The organism is Proteus terrae subsp. cibarius (assembly GCF_011045835.1).
GTDB lineage: Bacteria > Pseudomonadota > Gammaproteobacteria > Enterobacterales > Enterobacteriaceae > Proteus > Proteus cibarius.
Genome location: NZ_CP047349.1, coordinates 3,893,555 through 3,911,571 on the forward strand (window position 1 = coordinate 3,893,555; position 18,017 = coordinate 3,911,571).

The 18,017-nt window shown below is 35.7% G+C and carries 13 protein-coding genes; 8 read left to right on the forward strand and 5 right to left on the reverse strand.

Annotated elements, in window-relative coordinates; genetic code table 11:
- Positions 1-77 precede the first annotated feature (77 nt).
- A complete protein-coding gene (locus GTH25_RS17805; RefSeq protein ID WP_075674274.1) occupies positions 78-1,178 on the forward strand; it encodes an HlyD family secretion protein in 1,101 nt (366 codons plus the stop codon).
- A complete protein-coding gene (locus GTH25_RS17810) occupies positions 1,165-2,700 on the forward strand; it encodes an MFS transporter (RefSeq protein ID WP_164530780.1) in 1,536 nt (511 codons plus the stop codon). Before GTH25_RS17805 ends, GTH25_RS17810 begins: the two co-directional genes overlap by 14 nt.
- 117 nt (positions 2,701-2,817) lie before the next feature.
- Here the strand turns inward: GTH25_RS17810 and GTH25_RS17815 are convergent, their stop codons facing one another.
- Positions 2,818-3,267: a DUF411 domain-containing protein gene (locus tag GTH25_RS17815; RefSeq protein ID WP_099659555.1), complete on the reverse strand. Its 450-nt coding sequence runs from the start codon at positions 3,265-3,267 to the stop codon at positions 2,818-2,820.
- Between the two features lie 497 nt (positions 3,268-3,764).
- Positions 3,765-4,175: a YgiW/YdeI family stress tolerance OB fold protein gene (locus GTH25_RS17820; RefSeq protein WP_075674277.1), complete on the reverse strand. Its 411-nt coding sequence runs from the start codon at positions 4,173-4,175 to the stop codon at positions 3,765-3,767.
- A gap of 346 nt (positions 4,176-4,521) precedes the next feature.
- On the opposite strand from GTH25_RS17820, the gene satP reads away from it, so the two are divergent.
- Positions 4,522-5,085 (forward strand): acetate uptake transporter, encoded by a 564-nt coding sequence (gene satP / locus GTH25_RS17825; RefSeq protein WP_075674281.1) that lies wholly within the window; start codon positions 4,522-4,524, stop codon positions 5,083-5,085.
- 19 nt (positions 5,086-5,104) lie between these two features.
- Here the strand turns inward: satP and GTH25_RS17830 are convergent, their stop codons facing one another.
- The 3 genes from GTH25_RS17830 to GTH25_RS17840 form a co-directional block, all read right to left on the reverse strand.
- Positions 5,105-5,689, reverse strand: a complete 585-nt coding sequence (locus GTH25_RS17830; protein ID WP_075674278.1) for a rhomboid family intramembrane serine protease — start codon at positions 5,687-5,689, stop codon at positions 5,105-5,107.
- A gap of 98 nt (positions 5,690-5,787) precedes the next feature.
- Complete coding sequence (gene nagK / locus GTH25_RS17835; protein WP_075674279.1) at positions 5,788-6,699, reverse strand: N-acetylglucosamine kinase; 912 nt, start codon at positions 6,697-6,699, stop codon at positions 5,788-5,790.
- 156 nt (positions 6,700-6,855) lie between these two features.
- Complete coding sequence (locus tag GTH25_RS17840) at positions 6,856-7,407, reverse strand: riboflavin biosynthesis intermediates N-glycosidase (RefSeq protein ID WP_075674280.1); 552 nt, start codon at positions 7,405-7,407, stop codon at positions 6,856-6,858.
- A gap of 1,363 nt (positions 7,408-8,770) precedes the next feature.
- Here GTH25_RS17840 and GTH25_RS17845 point away from each other — a divergent pair.
- The 5 genes from GTH25_RS17845 (at position 8,771) to bcsD (ending at position 18,016) form a co-directional block, all read left to right on the forward strand.
- Positions 8,771-9,169, forward strand: a complete 399-nt coding sequence (locus GTH25_RS17845) for a hypothetical protein (protein ID WP_075673743.1) — start codon at positions 8,771-8,773, stop codon at positions 9,167-9,169.
- A gap of 171 nt (positions 9,170-9,340) precedes the next feature.
- Positions 9,341-11,461, forward strand: a complete 2,121-nt coding sequence (gene bcsA, locus GTH25_RS17850; protein WP_075673742.1) for a UDP-forming cellulose synthase catalytic subunit — start codon at positions 9,341-9,343, stop codon at positions 11,459-11,461.
- Between the two features lie 2 nt (positions 11,462-11,463).
- Positions 11,464-13,815, forward strand: coding sequence for a cellulose biosynthesis cyclic di-GMP-binding regulatory protein BcsB (gene bcsB / locus GTH25_RS17855; RefSeq protein WP_075673741.1), 2,352 nt, complete (start codon positions 11,464-11,466; stop codon positions 13,813-13,815).
- A gap of 13 nt (positions 13,816-13,828) precedes the next feature.
- Positions 13,829-17,530 carry a cellulose biosynthesis protein BcsC gene (locus GTH25_RS17860; RefSeq protein WP_164530781.1) on the forward strand — a complete coding sequence of 1,234 codons (3,702 nt, stop codon included), beginning with the start codon at positions 13,829-13,831 and terminating at the stop codon, positions 17,528-17,530.
- A gap of 15 nt (positions 17,531-17,545) precedes the next feature.
- Positions 17,546-18,016: a cellulose biosynthesis protein BcsD gene (gene bcsD / locus GTH25_RS17865; protein WP_075673739.1), complete on the forward strand. Its 471-nt coding sequence runs from the start codon at positions 17,546-17,548 to the stop codon at positions 18,014-18,016.
- Position 18,017: the final 1 nt, after the last annotated feature.

Below are 18,017 nucleotides of genomic sequence, written 5' to 3' on the forward strand. Positions count from 1 at the left end.
TTTAACATGTTTATATAGACTAACAATGTTAGATTGCAGTTTAAGTGAGTAGAAATATCGTTATTTGGGAATGAAATATGAAAAATACATCATCAAGAAAAGAAAAAATAATGCAATTTATAATGACTTATACTCCTTGGATTGCGGTCATTTTAGTTATTGTATTGATTACAACTGCGACGTTAGATTGGGATAAATGGAGGAGTGATGCACGATATCAAACCACTGATAATGCCTACATAAAAACAGACCCTACAATATTAAAATCAAGAATGACGGGGTTTATTTCTGAAATAAAAAAGGAGGATTATCAGTTTGTTAAACAAGGAGATGTTATTGCTATTATTAATGATAACGAACAGTTACTTAGTAAAAAGGCCGCTATTGCCGAGTTTAAAAAAGCACAATTACAGTTTAATAATTTAAAAGAAGAGATAAAAGCGTCTGAACTTAATATCGAAACTTTACATAATCGCTATGAAGCGACAGTTATTGATGTCGCTCAAGCGAAAAGAAATCCTTTATTACGAAAAGATTTAATTCGAAGTGGGGCTATAACTCAACAAAATTACCTTGATGCGCAATCTGATTTACAACGTTTAATAAAATTACAAAGCGCAGCTAAAAATGAATGGGAGCAAGCTAAACAATCATTGGTATTACTTAAAGCTCAAGAAGAAATACGTCTAACAGAAAAAAATATTGCCCAAACACGTTATCAACAAACAGAAACAGAACTCACTTATACAAGAATAGAAGCCCCTTTTGATGCTCAGTTAAATAAAATAAAAGTCAATCTTGGTAGTTTAGTTACACCTGGCACAGAAATCGTCACACTGACTCCTCTAAATCATATTTACATCATTGCGAATTTAAAAGAGACACAGATAAAAAAAATTCTTCCTGAACAAACTGTTTCTATCAAGATAGATGCTTTTCCTAATGAAATATATCAAGGAAAAGTTCGTTATATTGGTGCGCAAAGTAGTGGTGAGTCGGCACTAATTCCTGCCGATAATGCAAGTGGCAATTTCACTAAAGTTGTTCAACGTATTCCTGTTTACATCACTTTTGATAGTAATAATAAATTATTCGCTAAATTGCGTGCTGGCATGTCTGTCGAAATAAAAATAGACACAGAAAGTTTATCTATAGAGGAGGTTGATGGTGACGCTTAATTTCTTGTCTGGCGCACAAGAAAATAGACCTTTATTTATCGTATTTTCTGTTTTTTTTGGTGCTATTTTATCTACGTTATTTATTCGTATGTTTTCTATTTCTTTGGCTGATCTACGAGGCATTTTTGCTCTAGATGTAGTCCAAGGATCTTGGTTAAACGTGGCGATTAATTCTGCTCAGTTAATCAGTATGACATTAGTACCTTGGTTTATGGTGATTTATGGTGCTGAGAAAATATTAATTAGTTCAAGCTTATTACTTTTTGTCTGTTGTATTTTTGTCTCTAGTTATGGTGATTTTATTGGGCTACCTTTTTTATTAATACTGCATTTTTTGATTGGTTTTTGTTTGGGGGTCTATTTGCCAATGACAATTTCTTTGGCATTAAGAAGTTTAAACCCTAATGTTTGGTTAATCGTTATGGCGGCTTATAGCCTACGTGTTTCAGTAGGAATGGATGCAGGAATAGGAATTTCAGGTTCAATATTTGAGATCTTAAATTGGCGCTGGCTCTATTGGATTTCAATGTTATTTTCGTTAGCTATTATCTTTTTTGCTTGGCGTGGAATGCCAATTTCACCTATCAATAAGGAGCAACTTGCACAAAGTGATTGGGGAGGAATGACATTAAAATGCCTAGGTTTAACTCTATTATATATTAGTGTTGTTCAAGGTGAGTTACTTGGATGGTGGGATTCAGGACTGATTATTTCTTGTTTACTTGGTAGTGCTATTTTAATACTGACTTTTATTATTAGAGCGGTAACTTATAGCAAAAGTTTTGGATATCTAAATTGGCTGACAAATTATAATTTAAGGGTCTGTTTTGTCATTGCTTGTTTATACGGTTTTTTAATGTTGCCCAACTCATTATTTGTGCCTTCTTTTTTGAGTATTGTTGCAGGCTTAAAAGCACAACAAATAGGAGAAATAAGCAATGTTGGTTTTATTACCTATCTTCTTTGTAGTCCTTTAGCCATTATTATCGCACGTCGGCTAGAGCCTCGTTTAGTGATGATGATAGGAATGACTATTATTGGTGTTTCTTGTTTACTTGGTCATCAAATTACTTATCAGTGGAGATCAGACGATTTCTTTTTGCTTATGGTGATACAAGCTATTGGGGAATGTATTTTATTAATTGGTTTAATTGCTTCATTTGTGACCAATATTAAACCCAGTGAAGCGTTGCATCTTGGGGCTTATATTTCAATAGCAAGAGTATTAATGCCAGCACTAGCTGGAGCCTTAATGAATACGTATTTAAGAATATCTTATGATACACACCAAGGGTCATTAAGAGGGTATGTGCAAACTGGAGAACAAAAATTATTAGGAAATGGGATTGATAACGTTCAAGATGTTATGGCTTTAATAACAAGGGAGTCTCATGTTGCATCCTTTATAGATGGATTTCATTTAATAACATGGTTTGTTGTTTTAGGATTGATTTGTCTATTTTTTTTAAAACCTTCACCCGCTAATCCTATTGTGCCAACATTATTTACTATTCAAAAATAAAACTCTGCCTGTAATCGATAACAGGCAGAGGAAAATAGCACTATCGGAGAGATATATTGCTATTAAAACAACACTACAGTAAGAACAAAACTAATTAAGAAAATAAGTAAGAAAAAATTAGTTGTAAGACTTAAATAGGGATTGATTACCTGATTTATCAAAAGCGATAACTTGGTAAGGCTCTTTATAATCACCGGCATACATACCTAAACTTCCTGCAGGCATTCCCCCAACCGCAATACCCGATTTAGATTTATCCACTAAGTCGATATTTTTTAAGCTATCAACCGGGATATGTCCGACTAAGTCTTTACCTTGATAAGTCGCAAAGTGGCAACTTAATAAATTATTGGGTACACCTGCTTGTTGGTACTTTTCCATTAATTGTGTTTCTGAAACGATATTTACTTTAACGTTAAAGCCAGCTTCTTTTACACCATCAGCCCATAAAGTACAGCATCCGCAACTCTCTGTTTTATAAACCTCAACAACATTATGACTAGAAGCATAAGCTGTGCTTGTAAAAGCAGAGATAGCGATAATAGAAGGTAGTAATAACTTTTTCATTGTCTATTCCTTTCATTAAGTTGATAGATGAAACAATAATCTTTCCCCCTACTGGAAGGTCAATTTAATTAAGGTATAAACGCGTAGAGTTTTGTAAAAAAATATTTATAGAAAACAAAGGTATAAATAATACTTTGCTTATCTTTTTTTGATTTTTTTCGAGAATATGACTTGATATAAGTAGAAAAAAAGCCTGCATAGCAGGCTTAAAATGGAGAAAACAGGGTAAACGTAGAGTAGTTAGGATGTAAACGACTATGAGGGTATCTCATGAGTTAAATCACCTCTTGCGAAGAGTAGCTGTGCTTTAACTGATAATAACTATAAACCTAAACTTAACCTGAGGTTAAAGCGGAGAAATTTGTATAAAGGATCCAATTTTATTGATTAAACTAAAATATAAAAAAGTGAAAAATAAAAAGCCAATATATTTCAATATATTAGCTTTTATCATAATCAGGTTGTATTTGATTTGAAGACAAATTATTTGATGGTAATTATTTGATAATAGTAATTTGTTTTACGTCGATCTCGGTACTTGTCCACTCTTTATCAATTTTACCTTCAATTCTGACAGTATTTTCTGGTGTGACTGTTTGTCCGCGCCATCTTTTATTATCAATATCTACATTGATACCGCCGGTGCTATCTTCAAAAACATACAGCTCATCGCCAATTTTTTTGGTAATTTTACCCGTTAAGATAACCCAAGTGTCATCAGAAAGATCCTTTGCTTTAGCAACGGTTGTTTCACTAATAGAAGGGCCTTTAAATCCACCTTGCTCTGTTGTGGGGGTCTGAATAGATCCTTGAAAGCCACCTTCATGTGTTGTACTTGCTTGAGATGCAAAAGCCAAAGTACTACCGATTAATAATACAAGTATTTTTTTCATAACAAGCTCGCTTATAGGTTAATAATTCAACTAATTAATGTATTAGATTTTATTTCATTTCTATGTATAAAACCGCATTTTAAGGTAAATTTAAGTATTAATATATCAACTGATTGATATTAACCTTTAAATTATAGACCTTTATTTTTCTTTGTTCTTTTTGTTGATATAAGTATCTATCACTAAATACTTCTTTTCTCTAAGTTAAATCTACTAGTTATTTCCCCTTAGGATCGGTGTTGGCAGTTATTCAAAAATATACCCTTTGGGATCATTGTTTTTGGATGTGTTACCTCTTATCATCCAGCGCTTTCAAAATTTTTTTAATTTTCCCCTATTATTTTTAGAGGTTTTAGGTTTTATGACTAACGAACGTATTGCCAATCCGGGTCCATTAGGTTTAATGGGTTTTGGTATGACAACGATTTTGTTGAACATACATAATGCCGGTTTTTTCCCAGTTGTCTCAGTCATTATGAGTATGGGAATTTTTTATGGTGGGATCGCTCAAGTTATTGCTGGAATTTTTGAGTTCAAAAAAGGCAACACTTTTGGCGCCACTGCATTTACCTCTTACGGCTTCTTTTGGATAACATTGGTAGGAATTTGGTTATTACCAGTGATGGGCTTAAGCGAGCCAACAACACCTCTCTTTTTAGGTGTGTTTTTAGCACTGTGGGGAATTTTTACCTTTTTCATGTTCATTGGCACGTTAAAAGCCAATAGAGCGCTACAGTTTGTCTTTTTAAGTCTGACAGTTTTATTTGCTTTACTGGCGATAGGAAATATCACCGGCAATGCACTGATTTTAAAAATTGCAGGTTTTGAAGGGATTATTTGTGGTGCCAGTGCTTTTTATCTTGCAATGGCTGAAGTATTAAATGAGATGTATGGCAGAACAATACTGCCAATTGGTCATAAGTAACTGTTTTATAAAGAAGTGGCTATTTAGCCACTTCTACTACTCGGCTTTTACGGCGAATTAGCTTTCTTGCACACCATGCATAAAGTAGCCCTGCAACAACACCTGAAATATGTGATTCTGTTGATACACCTAATTGTCCCGGGATTAATCCGTAGGCCATTGATCCATAATAGAATAGAACAAAGAGTGCGATCACGATATCGATGATTTTACGTCGAGTAAAAGCGTGAGCAATAAGCAAAGACCACAACCCAAAAATCCATCCACTTGCACCAACGTGAACAGCGCTTCGTCCAAAAATCCAAACTAATAAACCGCTTACAATAATGATAAATATACTAGATAACACATATTCTCGTAGAGATTGGGTCATGGATAAAAAACTAAGAATAAGAAGTGGGAGTAGATTACTAAATAGATGAGACCAAGATCCATGAATGAAAGGCGCGATAAAAATACCAATTAAACCTTCACCTGTTCTTGGAATAATGCCCCATTGAAGAAGAGAGATGGGGAGTAGTGAGTTAATAAGTTGAAGTAAGACTAATATGATAGTTAATCCACCAAGAAAGGTGAGTCTTTTTTTAAACCAAATCTTATCCATACCGATAGCCTTAATAATGTGATGGCTCTGATAAAACACTATAAGCTATAAATAGAAGAGCCTTTAAGAAAAAAAGAAGAAAGGCTCTTTTTTATTTATCAGTCTAATAAATTAAGGCAAGCCGCTCCACGAGCGCCACCTGCATCACCATGACGTGCTTTTTCTATTACTGGAATTTGTGCATTGCCGTAAACACAGTGTGAGAGATATTTAGGTAATAGCTCATACAGTGCGTTAAATTGTGATAACCCACCACCAATAACAATCAAATGAGGGTCAAGTACAGTAAGAATATTGCTAAGGTAAATCGCAAGTACTTTCATATAGCGATCAACATGTTCTTGAGTTTTTTCATCGCCTGCATAATATTGCTCAACAATATCAACCGCTCTTTGTGGGGTATTATTGAAGGCTTTATACATGCGTTCAAAACCACGGCCCGATAAATAGGTTTCAAAACACGCTTTTTTACCACAGCCACAAATAATTTTTGGCATCGTTTCACCGATCACATTATCTGCATCTACATTCAGATTCATATGACCGATTTCACCAGCAATCCCATTCTTGCCAGACAATACTTTGCCATCAATAACAAATCCTCCCCCCACTCCCGTGCCTAATATAAGACCTAATACAGAAGGGTGATGACGAAACTCAGGATCCCAAGCTTCCGATAAGGCAAAGCAGTTAGCATCATTTTCGACTTTAACGGGTCTATTGAGTATATGTGCGAGATCGTGAACCATAGGTTTGTATTTAGCTGCCGGAACATTAGTGGTAAACACTGTTCCTTCTTTAGCATTCACAATACCAGGAACACCCACCCCCACTTTTCCCTTACAACCTAATTCATTGTCAGCTTCTAAAGTCAGATCCTTAAAAACATTCAATAATGCCTGATAGTCATTTTTAGGTGTCGGAACACGTTTTTGCCATACTTGAGTTAAATCTTTATCAAAAACGGCAAGCTCAATTTTTGTGCCGCCCATATCAAAACCATAATACATATCAGTCTCTTAATTATTCTGTAAATATTATTTATAGCAACGACAAGGTTGTCGTTACGTGGCCATTTCTATTTCAGTCAATACTTAAGTTATCTCTACTGCTTATACACTAGGTTAAAGAAGAACAGTGATTGGTGACAGTTGAGTTTTCTTTATCTATTGATTTCTACCTTCAATCAACACACTACGTACTTTCATTAGAGCAAAACCTAATAAATTTAATCCATTCCAAAGAAGAGGATTGTTAATCTCGTTATCTTGCTCACTTAAACCGACTCCCCATATTTTATCAACGGGGCTTGCCTCAACAAGCACACGATTGCCTGTTGAAATCAGAAATTTACCGAGTTCTTTATTTTGGGAAAACTTAGCGATATTGGCACGAATAACAATATCCATACGGTGTTGTTCCCAAATGTTTTGGTCAAATCCTTTTACTTCTCTACCTAATGCTTTTGCTGAACCTGGATTAGAGGTGGTAATTATGCGCTCTCTGACTTCTATATCATTAAATAATCTTGCTTTTTCAGCCATCATATAGTGCTCAGCGCTAGCATAACGTACTTCATCTAATATAAAAGGTGCTGGATACCATTGGCTAAAGCAACTTTTTGCGATGTCATTACCTTTACTTTTGTGTCCCCAAAAGTAAACGAACTTTATTTTCTTGCCGGTACGAAATTCTTTTTTTAATTGTTCTAAATCCATCTTTTTCCCGTTATGTCGAATACTCCTGATTCACTTAATAAAGATAGCATAGAAGTAAAGAAGGATAGAGTGCCTTTTTGCTATTCTGTGAACAGGTGAAGCGATTCCGCTATTTTAAATTATCTTTATTAAACTAATCTTAATTTGATTGGTTTTTACTGAATGATAAAAAAAATAGAACTTAGTTTCTTAGGATTGCTCTTAAAAAATTTATATAAAAAATATCTTTATTTATATAGTTACATAAAAAGATAATCTTAAAATGATACCGATCTCTTAGTAGAAAGGTGTATTTAATTAAGTATTCTTAATATAAAAAATCGTAAATACTGGTATTTATACTAAACATTGGTATTTATAACTAATTTAATATTTAAAATATTATAAATTCAATAACTTATATTGGTTTGTGTGCTTATTTTCATTGTTACATTTATTATTTGAACTATGTCACGCTTGTGTGTTTGTTAAGCTAAGTTAACAATACCATTTTATAGATAAAATATTACTTAAGTTAATTATTCTGTAATACAGGTTATTCTTAGCGGTATTTACTATAAGCAAATAAAAAAACACATCATAGATTGATAATCTATTTTTGTCTTTTATTTTGATGTTTTTTTCTAAAACTTAACCAAGGCTGATGTATTTTATTTTCCCTTAATAAAATGAAACGGTCTTAATATGATAAAAAGCAATAAATTCACCTTTTAGGTGTAAAAAAGAAACCTATTTTGATGATGATCAATATCAATAAATAATATTTTCTATTTTAAATTATTATTTTCTAGTCTTTTTTAGAATCAAAAAAAGAGAGTTTATTAAAATTGATCTTGATGTGTTCTTTGATTTTTAGAAGAAATAATATCAATAAATAATTATTTTAGAATTTTATTTTTATAAAATTTATACAAATTGTTATTAATTAACTTTAGTTATTATCTGGTTTTTAAACCTGTTTTTTTAGGTGAAAAAGATGCTGTTTTTAATAGTAACAATAAATATTTAGTTAAGTAAAAATACTTATTTTTATAAAGTAAAAATGAGTACTGTTTTACTTTTTACACTTTTTTTGATGTTGTATTTTTCATTAAAATAATTATACAATTTAATTTAAATAATCATTGCTCTTAATCGGATGATGTTTATTTGTAATTAAATAAGTTGGTATTTATAAGATTATTTTACCCTACATAGTTGATGTTCATTAATTGATGATTTAATGAGAGTTTAAATATGAATTTATAAAGATATATTTTTAACTTGTTGTGAAAATTATCTATAAGGTTCTCTCTTCCTTATTTTGGATGAGCATCAAATTATTGAACAAGGTTTAGAGTACTGTTATTAAAGGGGCCACACTATGTATGATGATATTAGTAACCTAAAAGATAAGTTTCAGGAAGATGCCTTTGCTTTTCAGGAGTTTTCTTCCTCTACAATACAAGATGTTGATAATAAAATAGAACCAGTAGTTATAAATAAAGAAGATAATAATAAAATTAGTAATTTAAGTAATAATACGTTTTCTGAAACTTCACTTGTTGTGAAAAACGAACCAAAACAGCCTGTTACTTCATCGTCTATCCCTTCTTATCGCCAGGATGCTTTAGTTGTTAAAGCAAAGAAAGACAATTTAATTAAGAGTAAGCAAAATTTGTTAGCAGATAATAAAATATTTGATAGCAACGAAACGGATAGAGCTCATGCTCATGAAAATATATCATTAAAAGATATATTGTCATTTATTGCCTCTGTCTAATCTAAATAAGAAAAACTCTTTGTGTAAATAAATAATATTGACTGGTGTCAATCTTTAGCCATTGTTATTTTATTTTTTAAGATAGGTTTATTTCTTTTCGATGTTTATTAATGTCGATGGGGTGCCTTTGTCTTAAGAAAATATCTATGGCGATGACAAAGGTATAGGTTTATGAATAAAATATTTAAAACATTAATTACGGCTTTTCTATTGATAACAATGTTTTCACTCATTGTTATGCCAATGAGCGCCGAACAACAATATATATTCGGTATTATCAATATATTGCTGTTATTTGTTATCGGTTTTAAAAAATCAAAAAAACGATTGTTAACAATGGTTTTTATTTCATTGTTGATGTCAACGCGTTATCTCTATTGGCGCGCAACAAATACCTTAAATTTTAATACAACTATCGAGGCTGTTTTAGGTAGTGGTTTATTTATGGCTGAAATTTATTCTTGGATAATATTAGTCCTAGGATACTTCCAAACATCATGGCCATTAAATAGAAAAATAGCACCGTTACCTAAAGATGTTTCTCAATGGCCGACTGTTGATATTTATATTCCAACCTATAACGAAAGTTTGGATGTAGTACGTGATACCGTCTTAGCTGCACAAGCTATCGATTATCCACAAGATAAAATGAAAGTTTATATATTGGATGATGGTAGCCGTGAAGAATTTAAACAATTCGCTGGTGATGTTGGTGTAACTTACATTGAACGTGAAGTTCATGATCACGCTAAAGCGGGTAACTTAAATCATGCAATGGGATTAACAGACGGTGAGTTAATCTGTGTTTTTGATTGTGACCACATATCAACACGTATTTTCTTGCAAGCAACGGTTGGTAGCTTCCTTGAAGATCCTAAATTAGCACTGATACAAACACCGCACTATTTCTACTCACAAGATCCATTTGAACGTAACTTAAGTGCCGCTAAAGATGCACCCCATGAAGGCGCACTTTTCTATGGCCCTGTTCAACGTGGTAATGATAACTGGAATGCGACATTCTTCTGTGGTTCATGTGCTGTTATGCGTCGTAGTGCTCTTGAAGAAATCGGTGGTATTGCTGTTGAAACGGTAACTGAAGATGCTCACACCGCGCTTAAATTACAACGTTTAGGTTGGAACTCTGCATTTATTGATATTCCTTTAGCCGCAGGTCTTGCAACAGAACGTTTAGCATTACACGTTAACCAACGTATCCGTTGGGCTAGAGGGATGACGCAAATATTCCGTGTCGATAATCCAATGTTAGGTCGTGGTTTAACATTCCCTCAGCGTTTATGTTATCTCAATGCCATGCTCCATTTTCAGTACGGTTTACCTCGTATCATCTTCTTGACTGCACCGTTACTGTTTATGTTATTTAACCTCAATATTATCGCTTCATCCGCCAGCATGATATTTGCTTATGCGTTACCACACTTAATCATGTCGGTTTATGTAAATTCGAAAAATATCGGTAAATACCGTTACTCTTTCTGGGGCGAAATTTATGAAACCGTTATGGCATTTAGTTTGGTGTTACCAACTTTGCTGAGCTTAGTTTCACCAAAATTAGGTAAATTTAACGTAACAGATAAAGGTGATTTGCTTGATAAAAGCTATATGGATTACCTCACTGTGCGTCCATTAATCATCACTGCACTTCTTCTTATCACTGGGATTTCATGGGTTATTGTTCGTTACCTATTAAATGACTTCCAAGGCATTGATCCACTAGTAATTGTTTTAAACCTGACTTGGGCAACTTATAGTTTATTTATTATTCTTGCCTCTATTGCAGTAGGTAAAGAGACTCGACAAATTCGTAAGCATACACGGATCAATGCATCTCTCCCTATTACCTTACATTTTGATGATGGCGCTGAGTTAACGACAACCACTGAAGATATTTCAATGGGGGGCGTTCGCATCGCCGTGAATAAGATGTCTGAACTTCGCCAACGTAATGTCACGTCAATCACTCTGAATGTACAACGAGATGAAGTTACTGTTCCTGTTGATATGGTGAGTTTAGAAAGCAATCAACTACGTCTTGAATTCTTGCCTATTGATTTAAATCTTCGCCGCAAATTAGTGCGTATTGTCTTTGGTCGTGCTGATGCATGGATCCATCAAGCGGATTATAAAGACAAACCATTTAAAGAATTGGCAGGCATTACGCGTTGTATTTTTGAACTGTTCTTTGGTCGTCGCCAAAAAGTGAAAGCACCAGCAACAAGAACGAAAGCAAAAGCTTCACTCTCTGTGCAATCTATTAACGGGGATGACTAAGCATGAAAAAGAAACTGACATTAATGCTAAGCCTAACGGCGATGGCGATCGCAAGTATTAATCTTTCTCAAGCAGATACGGGAATGTTAGAGCTAGGAGGGGAGTTTTTACCTGACCCAACTTCTTATACACATTCGCCAGTACAACAAAATACGAATAACCCGATCCAACTTGAAGAGGGTGTATTGTCTGAAGCACGTAATATCGAAGAGCAATTAACATTGGCACAGATGGGAAGTCCATCACCTATCGTGTTATCAGGAAGAAGATTACTTTCTGGTGTGACGTTTAATATGGCGAACGATTTATTTATTGATAACGCTACATTAACGATGAAAGTGAAAGCGTCTCAAGGATTAATTCAATCTGATCAAACACTTCACTTAATGCTAAATGGTCAACCTATGGGATTTCTACCTTTAGAAGAAGGTGGGCAAGAGCATGAATATGTTTTAGAAATCCCTGAAATGATGTTGACGAATGTAAATAATCTCAGTTTTCGTTTAGCCAATCGTGATGCATTGGATGAAAACCAATGTATCCCTCCATTGGCTGAAGGATTAAGTTTGGTTATTTCACCAGATTCATCATTAGATTATCGAGGTCGCTGGATTAATGGCGGGTATAGTCTGGAACGATTGCCCCTACCGTTCTTTGATCCTGACAGAATGACAGCGACCTCGTTACCTATCATATTGTCAGATAAACCTGACCATGCAGAGGTAACAACAGCAGCTATTGCTGCATCATGGTTTGGCAGTTTTAGTCATGATATTAAGCAAGTTGATTTACCTGTTTTAATGAATCAGTTACCTGAAAGTGATGGTGTTTTAGTTGGTTATTCAGGACAAACTATCGCGGGTATTACATTACCGTCAGGAAATAGTGGGCAATTAACTATTGTTGATAATCCAGTCGATCCTGTTTTCAAATTATTACTGATAAGTGGTGATAATGAGAAATCTCTTCGCCAAGCTGTATGGGCGTTAAACAACGGCAAGTTGCCACAAAATGATCACTTAATCGTACCTTTTCAAACATTGGAAGTGCGCAAAGATTACGATGCCCCTCGTTGGTTAAACACTAATAAACCCGTCACATTAGGTCAAATTGCTAATGGTAGTGATGACTTTTCGCGTCAAGGTATTAACCATGCACCGAATCAGTTTTCGTTTCGTGTTTCTCCTGATCTCTTTTGGTGGGATGGTGATGCGTTGCCTTTAGATTTGAAATATGTTTTCCCTCATTCGGATAAACTAAATAGTCGTCGCTCTTCATTGATTGCTTCTTTGAATAACCAATTCTTAGGTGCATTGTATCCAGCGCGTTCAGAACCTTTAGGTATGTTAAGACAATGGCTAGGAATGGAGAGTGAACAGCAAAATAGCACGCTCTATTTAAATCCTCGTCAGATCTACAGTCAGAATCAATTGCAGTTTTATTTTGACTTACGTGAACCTGAGGATGCTCCTTGTATTTTAACGGATGGTAGTGGCTTAATTAGCCAAATTGATCCGCAATCAACGCTGCAATTTAAAAATACTTGGCACTATTCAAGAATGCCGAATTTGGCGTATTTTTCAGGGGCTTCATTCCCATTTAGTCGTCGTGCTGATTTTTCACAAACGACACTGTTATTACCTGAGAATCCAACAATCGAAGAGCTTTATACCTTAGTGAACTTAATGGCGAGATCAGGCTATGCCACAGGTACACCGGTTTCTCATGCATCAGTTTTCTTAGGTGCTAAAGAGCTTGAGAAAAATAATCTCTCTCAACACGATGTGTTAGCGATTGGCTCATTAAGTAGTGACGGTTTTTTACCAGCACGTTTTTCACAACAAGCTTTCTCGTTTTTAAATAAAAACGTCGAAGTCAAACCGCAATCATTGATTGATAAAGCAAAAGGTTGGATGGCTGGCGATTATTTATCTCAAAGTGGTGATGCTGCAAGTTACTTATCTTCAGTGAAAGATTGGCGTGGCATGATGAGTTTTATTTCACCTTGGGCAAGCGATAGGGTTGTCGTGTTAGTTACCGCGAAAGGTAATGATTCGATAAAAACCATTATCAATGACTTAAATTTAGCCCAAATAAATGCGGCGATTAAAGGCGATATCACACTTATTAGTGGTAAAGACACCGTAAAAAGTTTCCATTTAGGTGAACACTTCTCGCAAGGTGACTTACCTTTCTTACAACAATTCCTTTGGTATAGCTCTAGACACGTCTATTTGCTGGGTCTTTTAGCGGTTGGTTTTTGTGCGTTGACGGGCTTCGTGACTTATTGCTGGTTACAACGTCGCTCAACTCGTCGTTTACATCAGATATCACAGCATCGTTCAGACAAATAAAGGGGGATATGAGATGAAAAATCACGCACTTAATATCATCGTTCAAGTCATCTATGCAGGTTGCATTCTAGGGGCTTCAAGCCAAGTACAAGCAACTGCAGTTGAGGCAAATACAACGGCAACTGATCCAACTATTGTTAGTTCTCTTATTGAACAAGCTAATTATTGGCATGGTAGAGCGCACGATGAACGTGCAGTAGAAGCACTGCAAAAAGTTTTGATTATGGAAAGCAATAATCAAGATGCGCTGTATTTAATGGCATTCTTTACTGCGCAACAAGGTAATGAAAAACAAGCAACTTATTGGCGAGAAAAGCTTGCGCAAATTGCACCGCAAGATCCACGAATTGAAGGATTAAAAAACATCCGTTCATCACAATTTAGTGAACAACAATTAGGATATGCCAGAGAGTTAGCGAAAAAAGGGCAACACGAAGAAGCGATAAAAGCGTACCAACGTTTATTTGTCAGCAGTGAGCCACCTGAAACACTGGCGTTAGAATATTATCAAACGATGGCAGGTGTACCGGCAATGTTGCCTCAAGCCATTACGGGATTAAAGCAACGTGCTACATTAATGCCTGATAATAAAGAAACGCAAAAAGCATTAGGATTAACACTGACTTATAACGAAGAAACTCGTCGTGAAGGGATAACTATTTTAGGGAATATTTCGAGTGATGAGTCGGCCAAAAAAGGTCTGCGTCAAGCACTGTTATGGTTGAATGTTCGTCCTGATGATGAAGTGTTATACAAAACCTATTTGCAAGCAAACCCGAACGATAAAGCGGTTGCAGAGCATTTTCAAGGCGCTATTCAAGGTAATGCACGCCAAGCAGGTTATACCGCATTAAACAAAGGTAAATTGAAAGAAGCCGAAGGTTATTTCAAGCAAGCTTTGGCGTCAGATAAGAATGATGCGCAAGCCTTAGCGGGTTTAGGTTATATCGCATTACGTTCAGGCGATTTAACCACAGGTCAACGTTTATTAAATCAAGCTGCGCAATCAGGTGGCGAACAAGGCAGTAAATGGAAGCAACAAGCGGAAGATGCGGGTTTTTATGCGCAATTACGCAACGCACAACAACGCGCTAAACAAGGCAATATTCAACAAGCTATTGAACAATTATCGCCATTAACCAGTGCTTCAGGTGAAAAAGGGTTATCTGCCAATTTATTACAAGCTGACTTATTGCGAAAGCAAGGTAATTTACCTGCTGCCCACCAATTGCTGTCAGGGCTTTATCAGCAAAATAGCCGTAATGAAAAAGTGATTTCTGCTTATTACTATTTATTAGTTCAGGAAGGACAGAATACGAAAGCAGAACAATTACTGGCTCAACAATCTGCTTCTTTGCGTCAAAAATTGACTGCGAATACCGACCCTTCTGAGAAATTACGCCGTGAAGCGCAAAAAGCATTAGAAAGTGGTAATCGTGTTCAAGCAAGACAATTACTTTTACAAGCACAGCGTAAAAACCCGCAAAATAACTGGGTTTACCTTGATTTAGCACGCCTAATGGCGGCTGATGGCGACAGTGTTGGTGCAAAAAATATTATTTCACAGTTACAAAACCGCAGAACAAGAGATTCTGATTATGTGGCATCTCTATTTTATGTTGAGCAAAAAGAGTGGGATAAAGTTTTTAACTTACTAAGTAGCCATAATCAACAAACTGAAGCTGAAAAAGAGTTATTACAACGAGCTCGTTTCCATCGCCAACTTGCGCAAGCTGACCATTATCGTCAGGCTGGAAACCTTGTGGCTATGCGTAATATTTTACGCCCATTAATTAATCAAGTTGCTGATTATCCAAATGATGTGGGTGAATTAGCAGAGAAATTGGTTAACAGTGGATTAAACGATGAAGCGTTACAATTAGTTGAAAGTGATATTGCAAAAGGCACTAAAGGCTCGGTTGGTAACTACGCAGGCCACATCAACGTTCTCAATGAGTTAGGGCATTATACACAGGCATCTAGCTTGATTAATGATCCCGCTTTACAACAAGAAACACCGATTGTTGAGAAAAAACGTTTAGAAGTTGCCACTAAAGTTGCGCAAGCAGATAGCTTACGTGAAAAAGGCGAAATTAAAGCGGCTTACGACACGTTAGTCGTTGCTTTAAAGGCATCACCTAATGATCCCGATTTATTAATGGCATTAAGTCGTGTTTATTTAGCGCAATCAATGCCTGAACAATCAAACAAAATTCTTTCTTACTTAGAAAAAGAGCAAGGAAAAGATAGCAAATTAATCCAAGCTCAAATTGAAGTGGCATTAGCACAGAAAGATGGAAGAAAAGCACAGCAGTTGTTGCAACAAATACCTTCATCTTCACAACCGGCTTATTTATTACAAGCCGCGCAAATTGCGCAATTAAATGGTGAAAATCGTAAAGCATTAACATTGCTACGTAGTGCGCAATGGCAAAACAGTGATAGCTCATTGAAAACTTCAGCAGGCCAATTAAAAGCATTAGGTGACAGTGATAATGCCACGATTGCGGGGTCTATTTATGAACGTAAAGAGATGGCATCGGTTCAACGCTCTATTCGTGAGCTAGAAGAGAAAGTCTCACCTTGGGTACAAGGTGGTGTAGCTATACGTCATCGTAATGGTGATAAAGGATTATCTAACGTCACCGAAATTTCTGCACCAATGAGTATTTCAAGTGTACCTGGTGAAGAGTTCCGTTGGGAGTTTAGTGTTAACCCAGTTTCGATGACCAGTGGTTCGGTTTCAGGAGAAAGAGCTAACCGCTTTGGTACAGGACAGCTTCAACATGCTGAACGCTTTGCTAAGAATAGCGATAACCATGACGAGAAAAACAAAATTAATGCCGATGAAGCAGGTAGCCAACGTGCTTCTGGTGTTGAATTAGGGCTACGTTTATCAGACAAGGATGTCAGCTTTGATGTGGGCTCAACGCCATTAGGTAAAGATACGGCAACGGTTGTCGGTGGCCTCACATATTCACCTAAAATTAGCCAAAATGGGCAATTAACACTGACCGCAGAGCGCAGAGCCATAAAAGATAGTCTACTTTCTTATATGGGGCGTACTGATCCAATGACTGGCGAAAGTTGGGGCCGTGTAACTCGTAACGGCGCTAAAGTTCAATATGCTTGGGATGATGGAAAAGTTGGGGCTTATGCTGGTGGTGGTTTCTATAACTACGAAGGTAAAAGTGTTGCGAGTAATGATGAAGTGAAAGCGTGGATTGGTTCTTATGCTAAGTTCTATAAAGATGATCAACAAGAAGTCAAAGCAGGTGTGCATGTTGATTATATGAACTTTAGAAATAACCAAAACTACTTCTCTCTAGGACACGGCGGTTATTTTAGTCCACAAGACTATGTATCGGTTTCATTGCCTGTTGCTTATACCCGTCGTTTTGAAAAAGGTGAAGTCTCATTAAATGGTGCAATAGGGATACAAAGTTACAAACAGAAAGGTAGCGATTATTTCCCAACGCATGGTTATATGCAAAACGCATTAAATAAAAAGAATGCGAGCGATCCTCGTATTAAATCTCAGTACGAAGAAGAAGACGAAACGAATTTTACTTACAGATTAGGTTTAGACGCGAAATATTATTTAAACAAAGAAACCGAGTTAGGTGTCAGCTTATCGCATGATACATCGGGTGATTATGCTGAAGATAATATGTGGTTACACTTAAAATATACCCCAGACTTCCTGTCTAAATAATTAAGGAGACAAATAATGAATAAGCATGACAGTGATATCTTACAATTACCTTTTGAAAGTGGCTGGCAAGATCTAACTCAATTATTATTTTTTCAAATCTTAAATGACAATGATATTTCTACTGCTGGAAATAAATTAAGGAACATAGGTAAAGATATTGCCTTACGTTATCCTTTACCTGAAAGCGAAAATATTCAATTACTTGAATCACATATTAATCGCGTATTAACGCTATTTAAATGGGGTTTTGTCACGATATCTCCTGCAATGAGCGAACTTTTACTGGTTCATTGTGCATGGCCTCATTTTACGCAAAGCCAAGATGATGAACAGTGGCGTGTTGCAAGTGCCAGTGTTTTAGAAGGGTTATATGAAGGCTGGTTAACGGATCAAGGTGGTAATGCCAAAATGCAAGTGCATCGTCAATCTACGGATGCAAAAGATGTCTTTATTTTCCGCTATGCGCATAACTCATCAGCTGAATAAT

Coding starts and splice junctions, on each gene's coding strand:
- GTH25_RS17815 (WP_099659555.1), bottom strand. CDS start 3,267: ATGAAAAAGTTATTACTACCTTCTATTATCGCTATCTCTGCTTTTACA.
- nagK (WP_075674279.1), bottom strand. CDS start 6,699: ATGTATTATGGTTTTGATATGGGCGGCACAAAAATTGAGCTTGCCGTT.
- bcsB (WP_075673741.1), top strand. CDS start 11,464: ATGAAAAAGAAACTGACATTAATGCTAAGCCTAACGGCGATGGCGATC.
- GTH25_RS17860 (WP_164530781.1), top strand. CDS start 13,829: ATGAAAAATCACGCACTTAATATCATCGTTCAAGTCATCTATGCAGGT.
- GTH25_RS17840 (WP_075674280.1), bottom strand. CDS start 7,407: ATGGATTTAGAACAATTAAAAAAAGAATTTCGTACCGGCAAGAAAATA.
- satP (WP_075674281.1), top strand. CDS start 4,522: ATGACTAACGAACGTATTGCCAATCCGGGTCCATTAGGTTTAATGGGT.
- bcsD (WP_075673739.1), top strand. CDS start 17,546: ATGAATAAGCATGACAGTGATATCTTACAATTACCTTTTGAAAGTGGC.
- bcsA (WP_075673742.1), top strand. CDS start 9,341: ATGAATAAAATATTTAAAACATTAATTACGGCTTTTCTATTGATAACA.
- GTH25_RS17810 (WP_164530780.1), top strand. CDS start 1,165: ATGGTGACGCTTAATTTCTTGTCTGGCGCACAAGAAAATAGACCTTTA.
- GTH25_RS17830 (WP_075674278.1), bottom strand. CDS start 5,689: ATGGATAAGATTTGGTTTAAAAAAAGACTCACCTTTCTTGGTGGATTA.
- GTH25_RS17805 (WP_075674274.1), top strand. CDS start 78: ATGAAAAATACATCATCAAGAAAAGAAAAAATAATGCAATTTATAATG.
- GTH25_RS17845 (WP_075673743.1), top strand. CDS start 8,771: ATGTATGATGATATTAGTAACCTAAAAGATAAGTTTCAGGAAGATGCC.